Origin of the sequence: Microvirga terrae (genome assembly GCF_013307435.2) — a bacterium.
Taxonomy (GTDB): Bacteria; Pseudomonadota; Alphaproteobacteria; order Rhizobiales; family Beijerinckiaceae; genus Microvirga; species Microvirga terrae.
In genome coordinates, this window is sequence record NZ_CP102845.1 from 2970104 (window position 1) to 2989201 (window position 19098).

General features: G+C 65.1%; 18 protein-coding genes. 8 read left to right on the top strand and 10 right to left on the bottom strand.

The features are described from left to right. Positions 1 to 73: 73 nt before the first annotated feature. On the top strand, positions 74 to 355 hold the full coding sequence (locus tag HPT29_RS13955) for a hypothetical protein (RefSeq protein WP_210272048.1): 282 nt from the start codon (positions 74 to 76) through the stop codon (positions 353 to 355). 95 nt (positions 356 to 450) lie between these two features. Here the strand turns inward: HPT29_RS13955 and HPT29_RS13960 are convergent, their stop codons facing one another. The 4 genes from HPT29_RS13960 to purT form a co-directional block, all read right to left on the bottom strand. Continuing rightward, complete coding sequence (locus HPT29_RS13960) at positions 451 to 1503, bottom strand: sensor histidine kinase (protein WP_173946881.1); 1053 nt, start codon at positions 1501 to 1503, stop codon at positions 451 to 453. Further along, a complete protein-coding gene (locus HPT29_RS13965) occupies positions 1500 to 1931 on the bottom strand; it encodes a response regulator (protein ID WP_173946882.1) in 432 nt (143 codons plus the stop codon). Before HPT29_RS13965 ends, HPT29_RS13960 begins: the two co-directional genes overlap by 4 nt. Next, complete coding sequence (locus HPT29_RS13970) at positions 1931 to 4621, bottom strand: PAS domain-containing protein (protein ID WP_173946883.1); 2691 nt, start codon at positions 4619 to 4621, stop codon at positions 1931 to 1933. Before HPT29_RS13970 ends, HPT29_RS13965 begins: the two co-directional genes overlap by 1 nt. 166 nt (positions 4622 to 4787) lie before the next feature. Beyond that, on the bottom strand, positions 4788 to 5960 hold the full coding sequence (gene purT, locus HPT29_RS13975) for a formate-dependent phosphoribosylglycinamide formyltransferase (protein ID WP_173946884.1): 1173 nt from the start codon (positions 5958 to 5960) through the stop codon (positions 4788 to 4790). Between the two features lie 390 nt (positions 5961 to 6350). Here purT and HPT29_RS13980 point away from each other — a divergent pair, with 390 nt between their 5' ends. From HPT29_RS13980 to HPT29_RS14005, 6 genes are all read left to right on the top strand, one after another. After that, positions 6351 to 6656, top strand: coding sequence for a hypothetical protein (locus HPT29_RS13980; RefSeq protein WP_173946885.1), 306 nt, complete (start codon positions 6351 to 6353; stop codon positions 6654 to 6656). A gap of 90 nt (positions 6657 to 6746) precedes the next feature. Further along, entirely contained in the window at positions 6747 to 7673 is a 927-nt protein-coding gene (locus HPT29_RS13985) for a DMT family transporter (RefSeq protein ID WP_173946886.1), read from the top strand. Positions 7674 to 7781: 108 nt separating this feature from the next. Then, the gene (locus HPT29_RS13990) at positions 7782 to 8873 is read left to right on the top strand and encodes a type III polyketide synthase (RefSeq protein WP_173946887.1); all 1092 of its coding nucleotides are present in this window, start codon (positions 7782 to 7784) and stop codon (positions 8871 to 8873) included. An 8-nt stretch (positions 8874 to 8881) separates the two neighbouring features. Continuing rightward, positions 8882 to 9595, top strand: a complete 714-nt coding sequence (locus HPT29_RS13995; protein WP_173946888.1) for a methyltransferase domain-containing protein — start codon at positions 8882 to 8884, stop codon at positions 9593 to 9595. After that, on the top strand, positions 9592 to 10746 hold the full coding sequence (locus HPT29_RS14000; RefSeq protein WP_259060007.1) for an NAD(P)/FAD-dependent oxidoreductase: 1155 nt from the start codon (positions 9592 to 9594) through the stop codon (positions 10744 to 10746). The genes HPT29_RS13995 and HPT29_RS14000 overlap by 4 nt, the downstream gene beginning before the upstream one ends. Beyond that, positions 10743 to 11600 (top strand): SAM-dependent methyltransferase, encoded by an 858-nt coding sequence (locus tag HPT29_RS14005; protein ID WP_173947297.1) that lies wholly within the window; start codon positions 10743 to 10745, stop codon positions 11598 to 11600. The genes HPT29_RS14000 and HPT29_RS14005 overlap by 4 nt, the downstream gene beginning before the upstream one ends. Before the next feature lie 2 nt (positions 11601 to 11602). Here the strand turns inward: HPT29_RS14005 and HPT29_RS14010 are convergent, their stop codons facing one another. Beyond that, positions 11603 to 12130: an ankyrin repeat domain-containing protein gene (locus HPT29_RS14010; protein WP_173947296.1), complete on the bottom strand. Its 528-nt coding sequence runs from the start codon at positions 12128 to 12130 to the stop codon at positions 11603 to 11605. A gap of 37 nt (positions 12131 to 12167) precedes the next feature. Continuing rightward, positions 12168 to 13091, bottom strand: a complete 924-nt coding sequence (locus HPT29_RS14015) for a nucleoside hydrolase (RefSeq protein WP_173947295.1) — start codon at positions 13089 to 13091, stop codon at positions 12168 to 12170. An 83-nt stretch (positions 13092 to 13174) separates the two neighbouring features. Here HPT29_RS14015 and HPT29_RS14020 point away from each other — a divergent pair, with 83 nt between their 5' ends. After that, on the top strand, positions 13175 to 15049 hold the full coding sequence (locus HPT29_RS14020) for an adenine deaminase (protein ID WP_173947294.1): 1875 nt from the start codon (positions 13175 to 13177) through the stop codon (positions 15047 to 15049). Between the two features lie 3 nt (positions 15050 to 15052). Here the strand turns inward: HPT29_RS14020 and HPT29_RS14025 are convergent, their stop codons facing one another. The 4 genes from HPT29_RS14025 to HPT29_RS14040 are packed head-to-tail and all read right to left on the bottom strand — an operon-like array spanning position 15053 to position 19088. Then, positions 15053 to 16378, bottom strand: a complete 1326-nt coding sequence (locus tag HPT29_RS14025) for an amidohydrolase family protein (protein ID WP_173947293.1) — start codon at positions 16376 to 16378, stop codon at positions 15053 to 15055. Beyond that, complete coding sequence (locus HPT29_RS14030; protein WP_173947292.1) at positions 16378 to 17445, bottom strand: ABC transporter ATP-binding protein; 1068 nt, start codon at positions 17443 to 17445, stop codon at positions 16378 to 16380. Before HPT29_RS14030 ends, HPT29_RS14025 begins: the two co-directional genes overlap by 1 nt. A 6-nt stretch (positions 17446 to 17451) precedes the next feature. Then, on the bottom strand, positions 17452 to 18243 hold the full coding sequence (locus tag HPT29_RS14035; RefSeq protein WP_173947291.1) for an ABC transporter permease: 792 nt from the start codon (positions 18241 to 18243) through the stop codon (positions 17452 to 17454). Continuing rightward, complete coding sequence (locus tag HPT29_RS14040) at positions 18240 to 19088, bottom strand: ABC transporter permease (RefSeq protein WP_173947290.1); 849 nt, start codon at positions 19086 to 19088, stop codon at positions 18240 to 18242. The genes HPT29_RS14035 and HPT29_RS14040 overlap by 4 nt, the downstream gene beginning before the upstream one ends. Between the last annotated feature and the right edge of the window lie 10 nt (positions 19089 to 19098).

Consider the following 19098-nt stretch of genomic DNA (forward strand, 5'->3'; position numbering starts at 1 on the left):
GCGAGGGCGTGAGATGGGTTTGGACGATCCATTTCCAATCGAGAAATGCTCCGGACGCGTCCGGGGAGCAATCTTGGCAGAATTTCGTGGGAGGTGCCCCACCATCCGCGAAGTTGCCAGCATTTCAGATGCCCAATGGCTCACCGTGCCCAATATCGGCCCAACCACCCTGGAGGAGTTGCGGAGCATGACGCAACCTGCCCCCAACGGAGAGTCTCGCCCGAGCCCGACAGGCATGCAGGACGGTGAACTCCTGTCGCGCCTCAACCGACTGCAACGGGAATTGAACATCATTGTCGGAGAAATCCGGGCACGCTTCAGCGCCGGCGCCTCGAAAAAGAACCAGCCACGATAGGTCCGAGGTCCTGGACAACCAACAGGCACGATCATCTCGATGCCGCATCTGCGAGCGTCGCGCCCGTTCCGAACACCGTCTTCGGGTTTTCAAACTCAGATCGCGAAGGACAGGACCGCCCGGGTCCCGGTATGGCTCTGATCGAACTCGATAGAGGATTGCAGGTTGGACGCCATGGCCTTCACGATCTTCGTGCCGAGGCCGCTTCCCTGGACCACACCGGTGCCCCTCCACCCGATTCCGTCATCTTCGACGACGAGCACCGCCTGCCCCCCTGAAGACGACAAGGCGACGCGGATGTCTCCCGTCGCGCCATTCGGATAGGCATATTTGAAAGCGTTCGTGACGAGTTCGGTGACGATCACGCCAAGGGACACCGCCTTGTCGGTCGGAACCGAGGTCGGCTGGGCGCTCAGGGTGATCGTATGCTCCCGCCCGGCCGCCCGCATGGCACCCTCGAGCTCCTCCACCAGACCCTGCAGATAGGTATCCATCTCGACGAACCGCACATCGTTCGATGTGTACAGCCGTCGATGGATCTGTGAGATGGCCGTGATGCGGCTTTGGGTTTCGGTTAGGGTATCCCTGGCGATGGTATCGCTGCTCAAGGCGCGCTGCTGCATCGCGACGAGGGCCGCAACAAGCTGGAGACTGTTCGCGACGCGATGGTTGACCTCGCGGAGCAGCATCTCGGCCCGCTCGCGCGCCTCGCGCATTTCCCTTTCGGCCACTTCCTTTTCCCGGCGGAGCCTTTCGGCGGCGAGCGCCTGCTCGGTGGCCGTCCGTAGGAGATCGAGGAAAACCCCGCCGACATCCTTAATGACGTAGTCGGCCGCCCCCGCCTTCAAGGCCGCGACCGCGATCCTGCCCTCGTCGGCCCCGGTCACATAAATGACCGGAGGAGGGTTCGGCATGGCTTGGATGTCGGAGAGGACCTCAAGCCCCTCCTTGCCGGGCATGAAATGGTCGAGCGCGACCACGTCGAACTTCCCGGCGGCGAGCTGGTTCAGCCCCTCATCACCGCTGAGGGCGTGCCTGACCTCGAATCCATGGCGCGCGAGGGTCCTTTCGACGAGGCGGCCCAGGCCGTGATCATCGTCGATATACAGCAGGCGGATGGGTGGGCTTTCGGCAGCTCCCACGCTCATAGGGTCTCGGGAACCTGAATCACTGATAGAAAAAGCCCGAGCTGACGGATGGCCTGAGAGAACGACTCGTATTCCACGGGCTTGGTGATGTAGACATTTGCGCCAAGGTCGTAACAGCGCTGCACTTCGCGCTGATCGTCCGTGGTGGTGAGCACCACCACGGGTGCACGTCTCAACTTCTCGTCGTTTTTCAGACGGGCGAGAATGTCGACCCCATTCATGTCCGGCAGGTTGAGGTCCAGCAGCACCAGGAAGGGGCCGGCGTTGCGCACCTCTTCGTTGAACAGATGCTCCAGCGCGGCCGTTCCGCTGGCGAAGGTGCGAAGCTCGTTGCAGACCCCTGCCCGGCGGATGTTCTTTTCGATCAGGCGGGCATGTCCCTCATCGTCCTCGACCATGATGATGGTGACGGCATTTTGCTGCGGCATCAGGCGGCTTCCGAATTCAGGCTTATATATCTTGGCAGGGCAACGGTGAAGGTCGAGCCCTCCCCTGGCCGGGACGATACGGAGATCGTGCCTCCAAGCCTTCGCACGAGAGCTCGCACATGCGCAAGCCCGATTCCCTCGCCCTGCTGATCCTGTACGCCGGAACGCCGGAACAGATCGAAAATCCTTTCGAAATCCTTCGGATCGATACCGCGTCCATTGTCTTCGACTTCGTAGAGAACCTCCGACCCGCGCTCAAGCCCCCGGACGACGATCCGGCCCGGGCGGGACGGCTGAAGGTACTTCACGGCGTTGTCGATCAGGTTTCCGAAGATCTGCTCGACGGCGAGACGGTCGCTGGTGATGTCGGGCAGAGCCTCGATCAGCAGGTCGGCGCCCCGTTCCTGAAGCTGGTGGGCCACGCTGCAGCGCTGGGCCTCGAGCAGTTGAGCCATGTCGATGGGTTCTGGGGCCAGAACCCGTCTCCCTTCGCGGGACAGCCGCAGGATCGCGCTGATCAGCTTGTCCATCTTCAGGGTCGACGACCGGATGAAGCCGATGGCCTCGGGCAGGTCCGCCTCGATGGCTGCCCGGGTCTCCGACGCGATCAGGCCAGGGTCGGCCTGGCTGACATTCCGATAGAAGCGTTCGATCTCGGCCTGAGCGCCTTCGAGTTCGCTCGTAAAGCCCATCACGTTGACGAGCGGCGCCCGCAGATCGTGGCTCACGATATAGGCGAAGCGCTGGATCTCTTCGTTGGCGGCGTCGAGTTCCGCCACCCTGTCCGCCAGGATCGATGCCAGCCTTCGGGTTTCCTCCTCCGTGCGCAGCGCACGCTCCCGGCTCTCCCGGAGAGCATCCTGGGCCTGCTTCAGATCGTGGATATCGGTGCAGGTTCCGAACCAGCGCTTGATCCGCCCGTCCTCGTCGCGCACCGGCTGCGCCCGTCCAAGGACCCAGCGGTACTCCCCCGAGCGATGACGAAGCCGGTACTCGATGTGATAGGGCTCGCCGGTCTCGAGGCAGTGGCGCCAGACGCCCCAGGCCCGCTCCTGATCGTCCGGATGGAACATGCCGTTCCAGGCCTCGCCGTCCGTGGAACCCTCCGGGACGCCCGTGTACTCGTACCAGCGTTGATTGTAGTAGTCGTGAAAGCCGTCGGGACGGGTCGCCCAGATCAGCTGATCGATCGAATTGGCAATGGCCCGGAAGCGCTCCTCGCTTTCCCGCAGGGCGATCCCGACCCGGCGCCGCTCCTCGAGTTCCCGTTGGGCGGCCTGGAACAGGCGGGCATTGTCGATCGCGACGGCCGCCTGGCCGGCGATACCGGCGAGCAGGATCTCATGTTCCTGCCTGAACATGCCCGGCTGGGGATGGCCGAAGAACAATCCGCCGAGCACCTCGCCCGAGCGCGATGTGACCGGCACCGCCAGATAGCTGCGAACCGGCAGGTGCCCTTCCGGCATTCCTCGATGGGGGCTGTTCCGCCCGTAGCGCGGATCCTGGAGAATATCGTCGGACCGGATGATCCCCTCGCCCTGAAAAGTCGGCTGGAACACGGCGGTCGCCCTCGGCATCGGGAAAGCGGCGAAGGCCCCTCGCTCCACGCCGGACAGGGCGTAGAGCATGTAGCTTTCGCCCTTCTCGTCCAGGACATTGTAGAAGAAGGCCCCGAAACGGGCGCCGGTCAGCGCCACGCCCGCATCCGTGACGATCTGGACCACGCGATCGAGATCGAGCTCCGCCGCAATCGACGCGCCGGTCCGGTTGAGGATGGCCAGATTCCGGGTTTCGGCCCTGAGAGCCTCTTCGGCCTGACGCGTCTCGGTGACGTCGTGCCCTTGCACGAAGATCCCGGAGACCTGCCCGTCCGACCCGAAGATCGGCTGATAGACGAAATCGAGAAACCGTTCCTCGTGAACCGTTTCAGAGCCCTGTTTCAGGAGGACTCGAATGCTCCGGCCGACGAAGGGCTGCCCTCCGTGATAGACGCGATCAAGGAGATCGATGAAGCCCTGCCCGACCACCTCCGGAAGCGCCTCGCGGACCGGTTTCCCGATGATGTTCTCGCGGCCGATCAGCTGGAGATAGGCCGCATTCGCCATGGTGAAGACGTGATCCGGCCCGCTGAGAGCGGCCATGAATCCCGGTGCCTGCTGGAACAGCCCCCGCAGGTGCTGGCGCTCCTCGCTCAGAGCATGGTTCGCCTCCTGGACGGCCTGCGCTCTTCGGAACATATCCGTCTCGATCAGGGCGGATGGGCCGGAAGGCAGGACCGTGCTCTTGGCCATGTTCCGCAGCCGGTGAAGCTCGGTCACATCGACCGTGTGCTGGAGAATGAAGGCGGCCTCGCCCTGCTGGTTGAAGAGCGGCGTGTGGGTCGCGCTCCAGTAGCGCTCCTCGAAACCCTGTCCGTTCGGCAACGGAATGGCGTATTCGATCAGCGGCAGATGGTCCGCCACCCGGTCCCGGATGACCTTCTCGAACGATTTGCGCAACTGCCGGTGGCTGGCAGAGTCTGGATCACTGGGAAACGCCTCGAACATGTTTCGCCCGACCAGGTCTTCCCGGCGGCGCATCGTGACCTGGAGATAGGCGTCGTTCATCCCGACGATGGTGAGCGACGGGTCCACCAGCACGTAGGGGTTGGGAGATGCACTGAACAGCGCTTCGAAATCGATCGTCTTCAATCGCAATGCTGGTCAGCCGCCAGCCCCCTCGTTCGTTGTCTCAAAGAGCTGCACCGTATTTAGGTGGCTCTCGGCCGAGTGCCATAGGATGCGACATTCTCCCTGCACCTGTGACCGATCCGTCACTGGGACGGCCTAGGGCGTACCCGGCGCGATGCGCCCTAGATCACTCGCCATACTTGATTTGGATCCGCGCAGCCGCCTCCCGGGCCCGCTCGCGGGCTTCCTCGACGGTGTCGCCCGATGCCAGGGCGACGCCCATCCGGCGATGCTTGCGGGTGGTCGGCTTGCCGAAGATGCGCACCTCCACGTCGGAACCCGGCGTCGCCAGAGCGAGGGCCTCCCGCAATCCCTCCATGGTGAAGCGCTCGGCCTCCCGGTCGGCCAGGATCACCGCCGAGGCCGTTGGACCATGCAGCCGGACCGGCGGGATCGGCAGCCCGAGAACCGCGCGGGCGTGCAGGTCGAATTCCGACAGGTTTTGGGACAGGAGCGTCACGAGTCCCGTATCGTGCGGCCGGGGCGAGAGCTCGGAAAAGATCACCTCATCGCGGGTCACGAAGAACTCGACCCCGAAGATCCCGTATCCGCCCAGGTCGTCTACCACCTTCCTGGCCATCTCCTTGGCGTCGCCGAGCAGCTTCTCGGTCATTGGGGTGGGCTGCCAGGATTCCTGGTAGTCGCCGCGCTCCTGCCGGTGTCCGATGGGATCGCAGAAGAAGACGCCCTCGCGGGATCGGATCGTCAGCAGCGTAATCTCGTACTCGAAGGCAACGAATTCCTCGACGATGACCTTCTTCCGGTCGCCGCGCATGTTCGCGACCGCATCGTTCCAGGCCTGCTCGAGCTGATCGGCCGTGCGCACCGTGCTCTGCCCCTTGCCGGACGAGGACATGACCGGCTTGATCACGCAGGGCAGGCCAGTGTGCTCGGCCCCGGCCTTCACCTCCTCCAGGCTCTCGGCATAGCGGTACCTGGACGTGCGCAGGCCGAGCTCGGTGGCGGCGAGCTCCCGGATGCGGTCGCGGTTCATGGTCAGCGAGGCGGCTCGGGCCGAGGGGACGACCGTAAAGCCTTCGGCCTCGAATTCCTGCAGGACCTCCGTGCGGATCGCTTCGATCTCCGGGACGATGAAATCCGGCCGATGCTTCTCGATGGCGGCCCTGAGGGCATCAGCATCGAGCATGGAGAAGACCTCAGTCTCGTCCGCCACCTGCATGGCCGGTGCGTTCGCATAACTGTCGCAGGCAACCACGTGGCAGCCGTACCGCTTGGTCGAGATCACGAACTCCTTTCCGAGTTCGCCGGATCCGAGAAGGAGAATCTTGGCTGTGTACACGGGGATGCCTTTCGTTGATGGCTGGGAGCTTGTGTCCGGATAACGATGCGCAGGACCTGGTCCGTCGATCGCGCGGAACAGGCAGTGCCCTGAATCACCAATGGACGACAGGAGCCGTCCGGTCGAGTCCCGGCACAGTCCGTCAGGGCTCGGACCGGACTGGTCTGCACAAGATAGCGTCGGACCCGCGTCCTCGCGACCGCTGAATGGCCGAAACGTCATGCTTTCGGCATTTTAGCGGCGTGTCATGGATCAAGTTTCTCCGGGTTAGCGTTCAACAGCAACGGCAGAAACTGGCTTCGCTTGCGTTGGATGCAGCCCTGCCGTCTCAATCGCGCATTACGCAATCGGAAGTTCAATGGGTTAAGGGGTCTGCGCAGGAGAAACCCAATGCTTGCCAAGAAGAAACCGTCCGAGAGCCGGCATCGGCGCGTCACCCGGGTCGAACCTCCGGTCCTCGAGGAGGCGATTGTCGCCGCCCAGGGCCTGACGGATGACATCGACAGTCAGGTTGAGATCGCCGCGCAGCTGATGGGGCTGCCGCAGGAAGAAGTCCGCCCTGTGGTGCTGAAGACCCCGGCCCAGCCGCGCCGTCCCGAGCGGATGCCCGAACGCATGATCATGCCCGAGCGCAGCGACGGGCCCAAGGTCGTGGTGGTGGAGCGCAAGCGCCCGCGCCTCGTCATGCCGCGATAAGTTCTCTATCCTGCCAGCCCGTCCGGATGCGCCGCACGACGGCTTCGTCCTCCATGCCCCATTGCCGCCGTCCCGCGGGATTGTCCCACCATGGTCAAAGGTATTCTTCTCGCTTTCCTTGCCTTTGCCGTATTTGCATGGGGCGATGCCGTCGTGAAGGAGATCGGGCATGGGCTTGATCCCTTCGAAGTGACCTTCTTCGGCTATCTCATCCCGCTTCTCCTGTCGCCCGTCTTCATGAAGAGCGGCGACAGGATCGTCGATCTGGTGCGCTGGAACCGGCCCTGGCTCATGGGGCTCAGAGTCTTCCTGATCGCCGCGACCACGCCATTCAGCGTCATGGCGTTCCGGAGCCTGCCCTTTGCGGAAGCTTTTGCCCTTCTGTTTCTCATGCCGAGCCTCGTCACGGTGCTCTCCATCCTCGTGCTCAAGGAGCATGTCAGGTGGCGGCGCGGACTCGCCGTCTGCGCGGCCTTTATCGGCGTGCTGATCATCGTACGCCCCGGGTTCAAGGAGTTTCTCCCGGGCCACCTGGCCGCGCTCGCGACCGCTCTGTGCGCCGCGGGCGGGGTCATCACGGGCCGGATGATCGGGCATACGGAGAAACGCTTCACCCTGATCGGAACCGTCTTTCTGGCCACGACCGTTCTGGCGGGACTTCTGATGATCCCGGGTTTTGCCTGGCCCACCGGCCATCAATGGGTGCTGCTGCTTTCCTTCGCGGCGACAGCCTTCGTCGCGCAGGCGCTGTTCATCATTGCGACCCTGTACGCTCCGGCCGACCGGCTGGGAGCGGCCCAGTACAGCCAGATTCTTTGGGCTTTGGCCATCGGAGCGCTGTTCTTCGATGAATGGCCGGACGCTCTGGCCTTGGTCGGCATCTTCATCGTCGTGGCGGCCGGATTGTTCATCTTCGCCCGGGAGCAGACCCTCAAGCGGGATCAGCCTCGGACGTCCGCGCCCGCCGAGGCTGTCCCGACCGGACCAGCTGCACCTTCCCTGCCCGGCCGACGCTGACCAGGGTGCGACTTCTGCGCCAACCTCGTTTTCTCCACCCAATGCCGCCCTATCTCCGCCTGAAGGGCTCTGATCGCTCAACGTCCGGGCCAGAGCCGAGGGTGACAGGTGGTTTCCTTGGCAGGCGCGTATATCAACCGGATCGGCACTGCCGTCCCGCAGCATGACGTCCATCAGACCTTCATCGGCTTCGTGGACCAGTTTCTCCCCGATCGAAAAAACAAGCTGATCTTCCGCCGCATGGTTCAGCGGTCGGGCATCGAACATCGCTACTCAACCTTGCCTCCGAGCGAGAACCTCGAGGCCGCAGCCGATCGGGAGGGCTTCTTCCGTCCCGGACAGTTCGCCGGGACGGGCGCCCGGATGGAGCGTTTCGAGACCCATGCCGTCGATCTCGCTCAGCAGGCCATCGAGGCGCTCGAGCTGAACGAGGGCCTTTCCACCCTCACCCATATGGTGGTGGCATCCTGCACCGGCTTCACCGCTCCGGGGCTCGATCAGCAGATCATGGAGCGTTTGGGGCTCAACCCCTCCATCGAGCGGACCATGGTCGGCTTCATGGGCTGCGCCGCTGCCGTGAATGCCCTAAAGGTGGCTCATCACATCGTCCGGTCCGAACCAGAGGCCCGGGTTTTGGTGGTCAACCTGGAGCTCTGCACGCTCCATCTTCAGGAGACCTCCGATCTCGAGGTGATCCTCAGCGCCCTGCTCTTCGGCGACGGCTGCGCGGCGAGCCTTGTATCGGCGGAGCCGCAAGGCATCGCGCTCAGGGATTTCCGCGTCGCGACGATCCCGGACACCCGCGACCTGATCACCTGGCGGATCGGCGATGCCGGGTTCGAGATGAGCCTGTCCGGAGAGGTCCCGCAGCAGATCACGAAGGCGCTGCGCCAAGAGGCCACCCGCAACGACCTGGGTGGCATCCTTCGTGGCCAGCACAAGGACGACTTCGATCTTTGGGCCGTCCACGCCGGCGGGCGAACGATCCTCGACGCGGTCGAACAGGGCCTCGACCTCGCCCCGGACGCCCTGCATTGGTCGCGCGGCGTGCTGCGGGACTTCGGCAACATGTCCTCGGCCACGCTGATGTTCGTCCTGGGCCGGATCATGCAGGGCGCTCCCTCGAGCTCGAACGGTTTCGGCATGGCGTTCGGACCGGGTTTGGTGGCCGAGACCTTCCGCTTCACCCTTGCCGGATAGAGGCTCCCATGAGCCGGAGTTTCGCCCAGCGCAGCCCCGAGACGGAATGGATGGACACCGAGTCCGTCAGCCTCGACGATTACCGAGCCTGCCTGAAGGATCTGGCGACGGTCAATGTCGTCACCATGACCCATGGACCCGTCCTGAAATGGCTCGACCACGCTACCCGTCGCCTGAATCCCGATGGCCGCGTGACGATCCTGGACGTCGGCTATGGATACGGGGATCTGCTGCGCCGGATCCATGCCTGGAGCCGGCGCCGGAGCCGCCCCGTGGACCTGATCGGGGTCGATCTCAACCCCATGAGCGAGCCGATTGCGCGCGCCGCGACCCCTGCCGACGTCCTCATCGATTTCCGGACCGGCAATGTGTTCGATTTTCGGCCTGAGCAGCCCATCGACTTCATCATCTGCTCGCAGACGACACACCACATGTCGGACCACGAGGTCGCGGGCTTCGTGCGCTGGATGGAGCGGACCGCCGCACGCGGCTGGTTCATCGCCGACCTCCACCGCCATCCGATCCCATTCCATTTCTTCCGCGCTCTCTCCTGGGCGGCGCGTTGGCACCGCTTCGTCCGGCACGACGGGCCGATCTCGATCGCTCGCAGCTTCCGCCGGAAGGACTGGGAGCAGATCCTGGCTACAGCCGGGCTCGAACCCGGGGCGGCCCGGATCCGCTGGTATCCCTCCTTCCGCCTCTGCGTGAGCCGGTTAAAATGAACAGCGGATGCGTCGAGGAGATCGTGATCGTCGGCGGCGGTCTGGCTGGCGCGTCGGCAGCCTGCATCCTGGCCGAGGCTGGACGTCCGGTCCTTCTGCTGGAACGCGATGCGGAGCCCCGGCACAAGGTCTGCGGCGAGTTTCTGAGCATCGAGGCACAGACGTATCTGGCCCGCCTCGGCGTCGACCTCGACGGCCTCGGAGCAAGCCGGATCTCGCGCCTGCGCCTCGTCCGCAAGCGCGGCGCGACGGAGGTCTGCCTGCCTTTCGTGGCCAGAGGATTGTCCCGAAAGGTCCTGGACGAGGCCCTGCTGTTTCAGGCCCGCTCCCGAGGGGCTCGGATCGTCCGAGGCGAGCCTGTCAGGTCCATTTCGGTCGATCGGTCGGCGGCTCAGATCGAGGTTGACGCCGGCGGGCCGATCATCGCGGACAGCGTTTTCCTGGCGACGGGAAAGCATGACGTGAGAGGTGTGAAACGACCGACGGCGAATACCACGGGCGATCTCATCGGCTTCAAGCTGCATTACAGACTGACCGACGACCAGCAGCGGGCGCTTCAAAGCTTCGTCGAGGTCATCCTCTTCTCCGGCGGATATGCCGGACTTCAGATGATCGAGCAGGACATTGCCAATCTCTGCCTCGTCGTGTCCCGCCAACGGTTCGAGGAACTCGGCAGGCGTTGGGATCCCCTCATCGCCGACATGGCGGATGAGTGTCCGCATCTGGCCGAGCGCCTGCAAGGCGCGCAACCGCTCTACACGCGCCCGTTGTCGATCTTTCAGATTCCCTATGGCTTCCTCCATGCCCCGGATGAAAGCGAGCCGCAGGGCTTGTACCGCCTGGGCGACCAGGTCGGGGTCATTCCCTCGTTTACCGGGGAAGGCACGTCGATAGCCCTGCACAGCGGGTGCCTGGCCGCCGCGATCCATCTTTCCCATGGCAGGGCCAGCTCGATCTTTCACCATCGGGTCCGATCCGACATCAGGCGCTCGATCCGGCTGGCCTCCACCTTGAACCGCGTGGTGCGACATGCGGCAGGCCAGCAGGCGGCGTTCCATCTGAGCCGGATCTGGCCTGACGCCATGCGGCATGTGACGACCCTGACGCGCGTGCAGGAGATCGCCATGACCCGCGCGCTGACCGCCTCATGATCATCCCCCGGAAGCCGCAATCGTCCGAAGCGGTCGCGGATCATTACGACGAGCTCGATCCGTTCTACCGTGAAATCTGGGGTGAGCACGTCCATCATGGCCTCTGGACGACGGGCCGTGAAACGGTGGATCAGGCCGTGGAGGCGCTGATCGCCCACCTTGCCGACGCCTTGGCGCTCGCGCCGGCACAGCACGTCTGCGACGTCGGTTGCGGCTATGGCGCGACGGCCGAATGGCTCGTCCGGCATCATGGTGTCCGGGTCACTGGGGTCACCCTTTCGGCCGCCCAGCTCCGGCGTGCGGAACAGCGCGCAGACGGATTGCCCGGCCTCCATTTCCGGCGGCAGGACTGGCTCGCGAACACGTTCGAGAATGGTGCATTCGACCATGTGATCGCCATCGAGAGCTCAGAGCACATGCCGGACAAGCAGCGGTTCTTCGACGAGGCGTATCGAACCCTGAAGCCAGGCGGCCGGCTTGCCGTCTGTGCCTGGCTGGCCCGCGACCGGCCGCCTCGCTGGGAGGAACGCCTCCTGCTGGAACCGATCTGTCGCGAGGGCCGCCTGCCCGGCATGGGGACGGAGGCGGAGTATCGGGTCTGGGCCGGAAAAGCCGGCTTCTCCGTGGACGGCTTCGAGGATCTCAGTCGCAGGGTGAGGCGCACCTGGTCGCTCTGCGCCGGTCGGGTGGCGACGAAGCTCCTGACCCGATCGGATTACAGGCGCTATCTGCTCGATGCGCGCTCCAAGAACCGCGTTTTCGCCTTGAGCCTTCCCCGGATCTGGCTCGCCTATCTCACCGGATCGATGCGCTACGGGTTCCTGACGGCCCACAAGGTGCCGGACCGCGCCTGACCTCAGACCTGGCGCGCCGCCCTGGCAAGTTGATCCGCGGTCTCGGCTGCCCCCATGGCACCGGCGAGCGCTTCGGCCGTGAGGCCGCCTGCATCCGTCGCCTGGGGATTCGCACCCCGTGCGAGAAGCACATCGACGATCTCGGTGCGATTGAACATGGCGGCGACCATGAGCGGGGTCTTGCCGTCTTCGCTGCGCCCGTTGGCGTCTGCGCCACCGTCCAGCAGGCACTGAACCGTGGCCATGTCGCCCTTGAAGGCGGCGCCGGCGAGTGGCGTCTGGCCGCGATCGTTGGCGAGTTCCGGATCCGCTCCATGCGCAAGCAGCACCCGCACCGCGTCCACATGGCCGTGATAGCTCGCGAGCATCAGGAGCGAGTCCCCTTTCTCGTTGCGCAGGTTCGGCGGCAATCCCATGCGCAGCAAGTCCCCGAGTTCCTGTGCCTGTCCGGCTCTCGCATGCTGGAACACCCGCTGGGCGAACGCGATCGTCTCTTCGTCCAGTTCAGGCTTGGGCGGTCCATTCTGCATCGTGCTCTCCGGGTTCCGCCTGCGGACGGATCATGCGTCAGGCGGCGGTCAATGTCCTGGCGAGAAGATCGAGAACCGCCGGGCCGTCGACCCCGATGGCGACCTGAACCGGCGTTCCGTTTCCGTCCACCGTCAACGCTCCCGCCTCCTCGGTTGATCCGGTGTTGACGACGAGGTGCAGGTCCTCGAGACGGAACAGTTCCGGCGCCAGGGCGAAGAGCATCACGCAGGGGTCATGCAGAGGACGGCTCTCCTGATGCGTCTTCGTCTCGAAATAGGATTCGACGAGATCGGCCACCATCGACGCGAGAGGCTTTCCGGCCACCCGCAGCGCCTGCGCGAACTCCCGTGAGGCGCGCACCCTCCGGGTAACGTCAAGCGGCACCAGCACGAGGGGCAGTCCCGACGACACGACCACGGCGGCGGCTTCAGGATCGGCCCACAGATTGAACTCGGAGCGCGGGCCGACATTGCCCACCTCGTGGACCACCCCACCCATGGCGATGATCCGGCCGATGCGCCGAGCGGCATCCGGGTTGTCGATAAAGAGCCGGGCGATGTTCGTGAGCGGTCCGAGAGCGAAGATGTCGACCGCGCCGGCGGGCTGGTCGAGCAGGAATTCCGCGAGCCATGCGGCGGCAGGCAGGCTTTCCGGCGGCCGAACAGGTTCAGGCAGAGCGACGCCGCCGATTCCGTTCTCGCCATGGAGATTCAACGGTTCGGGTCCGGGCCGCGAGAGCGGCGCCGCGCCCCCCTGAACGACCGGAATATCCTCCCGGCCCGCGAAGGCGAGCAGCCGGCCCCCATTGCGCGTCGTCGTTTCGATGCCGATGTTCCCGGCGACGGTCGTCATGCCGGCGATTGAAAACGCCGGTGAGGCGAGAGCGAGCAGGATCCCAATGGCATCGTCGATGCCCGGGTCCGTGTCGATGACGATCAGCCGGGGTTTTGCGTCGGGCATGATGGGTCTAGAAACCTTGCTGTGAGTCCGTTCGACCGCTTATCCGACACCGGACGGGATTTGACCATAGCCACAGGTGCCCCGTGAAACCTACAGCCTCGCTCCCCGACGATCTTCTCGTGAATGCCGCGGACGAGGTGGCGATCAGACAGGACCTCGTTCTGGTCGCTCTGGGCAAGCGGCCTGCGGACCTGCTCCTGCGCGTCGGATGCCTGCTGGATGTTCATACGCGAACCTGGCTCGACGATCAGGAGATCGCCATCCGCGGCCGCCGCATCGCCTGGACGGGACCGGCGGGCACCTTTCCCGGAACGGCCGAGGCTCGGGTGGATCGGAGCGATCTCTCTGCGGTTCCAGGCTTCGGCGAGGTGCACAAGCATATCGAGAGCTCGCACCTCACGCCGGAATACGAGGCCGCGCTCGTCCTGCCGCGCGGCAACACCTGGACCTGCGAGGCGAGCCACGAATTTTCGAACGTGGACGGGCCTCACAATCTCGAATTCTGGCTCACCGCCCGGCGCCATGGCTCGCCGATGAAGATCTTTCCGCTGCCAGGTTCGGCCGTTCCGCCGACCGCCTACGAATGGGGCGGCGGATATTACGGCTACGACGAGCAGGCAGGATTTCTGAAGGACAGCCTTATGGTGGCGGGCCTCGACGAGGTCATGGACTGGCCCGCCGTCTGGAATCCGGACAACCCTTCGCACAGGCGGCTCTGGGGCATGATCGAGGCGACGTTCGAGAAGCGCGGCGTGGTGGAAGGCCATGGGGCCGGCCTGCGGGATCTCCCTTCGATCAATGCATTCGCGGCCGCAGGTCTGGCATCGGACCATGAAGGTTGGACGGCCGAGGAAGTTTGGGACAAGCTCCGCCACGGCATCTTCATCGAGATCAGGCCGCATTCCATGCCGGAAATCATCGCCGGACTTCTCCAGCGCGGTCTTTCCGACTGGTCGCAGGTCGCGTTCGCGACCGACGACCGCAGCGCTTCTGACACCCTGCGGATGGGTGCCACGGACCACAATGTCCGTCTCGCCATCCAGTCGGGACTGCCGCCGGACATCGCGATCCAGTGCGTGACCATCAACCCGTCCCGCCACATGCGGCTGACGCCCTGGGTCGGCAGCATCGCGCCGGGCCGCTTCGCGGACATCGTTATGCTCGACGACGTTGCAAAGGTGTCCATCGCCGAGGTCTGGGCCGACGGCAAGCCTGTGTCCACAGGACAGGATTATCTCGGCCCCCTGCCCCCGATCGGCTGGCCTAACTGGGCTTCGCAGACCGTGAAGATCCAACGCCGGATCGAACCGAAAGATTTCGCCATCGCGGCCGAGCCGGGCCGCGCCACGATGCAGGCCGCTCTCCTGCGCCCTTTCCACTGGCACGACGACTTCATTACCATGGAGCTCCCCGTCGAGAGCGGCGAGGTGCAACGGGACGCGAGCCGGAACGTCACGAAGTTCTCCATCGTCGACCGCTTCTCGGGCGATGGACGGATCTCGCGCATGTTCTGGCTCGGCTGCGGACCCAAGACGCCCGACACGGCGGTCGGGTGCACGGTCGCGCACGACAAGCACAATCTCTGGGTCGTCGGCTCCTCCGACGAAGCCATGGCCATGGTGGCCAACCGCGTGGCGGAGATCGGAGGCGGCTGGGTCCTCGTGAGCGGTGGTAAGGTTCTTGCCGAGGTGCGCTACGAGATCGGCGGGTTGATGACGCAGCGCTCCGCAGAGGACCTCGACGCGGAGATGCAACGGCTTTATGCGGCAGCGGATCGGATCGAGTGGCTCTACGAGCCCACCTTCTCTCCACGCTGGTATCCTGGGTTTCCGGAGCGGCTCCAGTTCGCGACCCTGACCTGCGCGCCGTGGCGCTGGGTCCTGGTGGCGCCCTGCGAGGCCGCCCCGCACGGCTTCGTCAACGTGGCGACCGGGCAGACGCACCCGATCGTCTGGTAGACCTCATCCGGCCGCGTCGATGCGGGCCATCTCGGCCTTGAACGCGGCCGCGATCTGGCCCGCGTCGCGCAGGATCTTCTTGCGCTCCAGGCTCTCGACCTGGCGGCCGCGCATGATCCAGCGTCCGCCGACCATCACGTCCTGCACGTCCACCGGCATGGCGGAGAACACCAGCGTGGCGTAGATGTCGTAGACCGGCTGCAGGCGCGGCGCGGACAGGTCGATGCGGATGAGATCCGCCTGCTTACCAGGCTCGATCGAACCGATGCGGGCGTCGAGGCCGAGCACTTGGGCCCCTTCCAGCGTCGCCATGCGCATCACCTGGGCGGCCGGCATGGGCTTACGGCTGTGGCCGAGCAGCTTCTGGAACATGGAGACCGGGCCGAACTGGCTGAACAGGTCAAGGGTGTTGCCGCTCATCGGTCCATCGGTTGCGACGCCGACCTTGATGCCGGCCGCACGCATGGCCTCGATGGGGGCGATGCCGCGTCCCGCCTTCGCATTCGAACGCGCGTTATGGGCGACGCGCACATCCGCCTTCGCCATACGGTCGATCTCGAACGGGTCTATATGCAGGCAATGGGCCGCGATCAGCCCGGGTCGCAGCAGACCCGCCTTCTCGACCACCGCGACGGGTCGCAGGCCGTGGTTCTTGCGGCACCACTCCATTTCGCTGTCCATCTCGGCGAGATGGAGCTGCACCGGCACGCCGGGATGCGCCTCGGCCCAACGGGCCACGCGGGCCATGATCTCCACATCGGTCGAGTAAGGCGCATGAGGCGCAATGGAGGGAACGATCCGGTCATGCCCGGAGAACTCGGCCACCAGTTCCTCGACGAGCGCGAAGCCTTCGTCAACGGTCCCATGGTCGGGCGGATCGAAGGTTGCGAGCGTCTGGCCGACCACGCCGCGCAGCCCTGCCTGGTCCAGGGCGCGACCGACCTCCGTCTCGTAGTAATACATGTCGGCGATGGTGGTGACGCCCGCCTCGATGGATTCGAGCGCGCCGAGCAGCGTCCCGACCCGGACCATCTCGGGCGTCACGAACTTGCGCTCCATGGGAAGCACATAGCGGAACAGACGGTCGTCCACGTCCTCGCCGAGGCCGCGGAAGAGGGTCATGGCCAGATGCGCGTGGGGATTGACCATGCCGGGCATGATCACGTCGCCGCCGACGTCGATGATCTCGGCTCCCGCAACGGGGGGCGGCTCGCCAGACCCGAGAGCCTGGATCGTGCTCCCCTCGACATGCACCCATCCGCGCTCGATGACGCTCATGGTCTCGTCGATGGGAATCAGGCAGGCGTTGACGATCAGGATCGACGCCATCACTCGTCTCCCTCGGCCGCCAGGATGGTGCATTGCTCGGGAACGGGAACGAGCTTCGCCTGGGTGCCGGCTTGCAGGGGAGCCGTGAGGCTGCCGTTGGCGACGAGGGGGCCAGCCGTGGTCTCGCACTGATACTGGTAGGCCCTGCCGAGATAGGTTCTCAGGCCCAGCCTTGCCGGAAGCCCTTCGGCGGCCGCATCGGTCGAAACGACGAGCCCATCCGGGCGCGTGGCAAGCAGGAAGGTGTCGGGAACGGCACCGAACAGGCTCTGCGAGAGACGCAGCCGCATCCCTGCCGTCTCGGCCGTCACCCCGTCGCCGTCGCGCGACACCACCTGGAACGGGATGATGTTCTCGAACCCGACGAAACGGGCCACGAAGGTATTGGCGGGGCGCCGGTAGAGCACCTCCGGCCGGTCGAACTGCATGAGACGCCCGGCATGCATGATCGCGACGCGGTCGGAGATCGAGAACGCCTCCTCCTGGTCGTGCGTGACATAGACCGACGTGGTTCCGTTCGCCCGCTGGAGCTGGCGGATCTCGACGCGCATGTCGACCCTGAGCTTCGCGTCGAGGTTCGAGAGCGGCTCGTCGAACATCAGCAGCGGCGGCTCGATCACGAGCGCCCGGGCGAGAGCGACACGCTGCTTCTGCCCGCCCGAGAGCGCTCCGGGCGCTCGGCTCGCCAGAGCCGAAAGCCCGACGCGCTCCAGCATCGCCATGGCCCGCCTCCGGCGTTCATCCGTGGCAATCCCGCGCTGCTTCAACCCGAAGGCGACGTTGTCGAGGACGGAAAGGTGCGGGAACAGGGCGTAGTTCTGGAAGACGAGGCCGATGTCGCGCTTATGGGTCGGCAGGCGCGTCAGGTCGCGACCGCCCAGCGTGATTGATCCGCTGGTGGGCGACAGGAATCCGGCGATGAGCCGCAGGGTCGTGGTCTTGCCGCAGCCGCTGGCGCCAAGGAGGGACACGAGCTCGCCCGCCTGGACCGAGAGCGAGAGATCTTCGAGGACCTTGGTCGTCCCGTAATGGGCGGAGACGGCTTCGAGATGGAGAGGCTGGGTCACGGAAAGCTACTTCGCAAGAAAGGTGAGGCCGAGGGTCCGCTCAACGATGGCCATGACGGCCACCGTGAGGAACATCAGAAGGACGGACACGGAGGCGACCGTCGGGTCGAAGAACTGCTCCACATGGGCGAGGATCTGGATCGGCAGGGTGCTGATGCCCGGCCCCGTCAGGAAGAGCGACACCGATACGTCGTTGAGCGAGGTGATGAAGGCGAGGATGAACGCCGCGATCACCCCTCCCCTGACATTCGGCAGAACGATGGTGAAGAACGTCTTCACCGGAGCGCTGCCCAGGCTGATCGCCGCCTCCTCGATGGAGAAGTCGAAGGACGCGAGGCTCGCGCTGATCACCCGAACCACGTAGGGCAGGACGATGAGCGTGTGGCCGATGAGGAGGGCCAGGAAGATCGGCGCTCCGGTCCCGACCGTCAGCGACTTCAGAAGGGCGAAGCCGAACACGATTTCGGGCACGAGGATCGGCAGGACGAACAGCGTGCCGAGCCATTTCGGCAGTTCGACCCGGAAACGATTGAGCGCATAAGCCGCCGGGATGCCGATCAGCAGCGCGATCAGCGTCCCGAGGAACGCGATCTGCAAGCTGGTGACGATGGTCCGCCGGAAGGCGCTGATCTGGAAGATGTTCTCGAACCAGCGCAGGGACAGCCCCTGCGGCGGAAAGGTCAGATACGTCGTGTCGCTGAGGGCCGCGCCGACCACGATGACGAGCGGCACCATCAGGAAAAGATAGACCAGCGCCGCAACGACGATGAGCAGGGGATGAGGTCTGTCGGACATCACGTGGCCATGGGGTTGATGCGGCGGGCGATGTGGCTCATCGCGAGAACGATGGAGATCGTGATCACCGTCATGATGGCGGCGATGGTCGAGGCGCCGACCCAGTCGAAGGACACCATGGCACGCTGCTGCAGGAGCGTCGCGAGCACGGTCTGGCGTTCCCCGCCCAGAAGCTGCGGCGTGGCGTAGGCCGTGAAGCTGCCCGTGAAGACCAGCACGGCGCCGACGATGAGCCCGGGCACGGCCAGGGGAAGCAGCACCTGCCAGAACGTCGCCATGGGCGATGCGCCCAGCGACGAGGAGGCCTGCAGCACGTCCTTGGGGATGTTCTCCAGGACGCCCACCAGGGACAGGACCATCAGCGGCACAAAGAGATAGACCATCCCGACGATGACGGCGCCCTGCGTGTAGAGCATCTCGAGCGGTTCATCGACGACCCCGAGCGCGAGCAGGGCCTGGTTCAGGATGCCGTTGCGGCCCAGAATGATGAGCCAGGCGAAGGCGCGGACCACGACGCCGGTCAGAAGCGGAAACACGGCCGCCACGATGAGAAGGCTCTTCAGCTTGCCCGGCGCGCGAGACACCACATAGGCGGTCATGAAGCCGAAGATCAGGGAGATGATCGTCGTCAAGGCCGAGATCTGCAGGGTCCGGAACAGGACGGTCGTGCGGAAGCCGCTGTTGAAATAGGAGATGTAGGGAGCGAAGGCCCCACGCGGGTCCATGAAGGTGCCGGCGATCACGGCCCCGATCGGTACGATCAGGAACGCGATCACGGCGAGTGTGGCGGGCGCCGTCAGCGCCCACCCGGTTGCGCCGTTCCGGCGCCAGAAGCGTCTCGATGTCATGATGACCGGA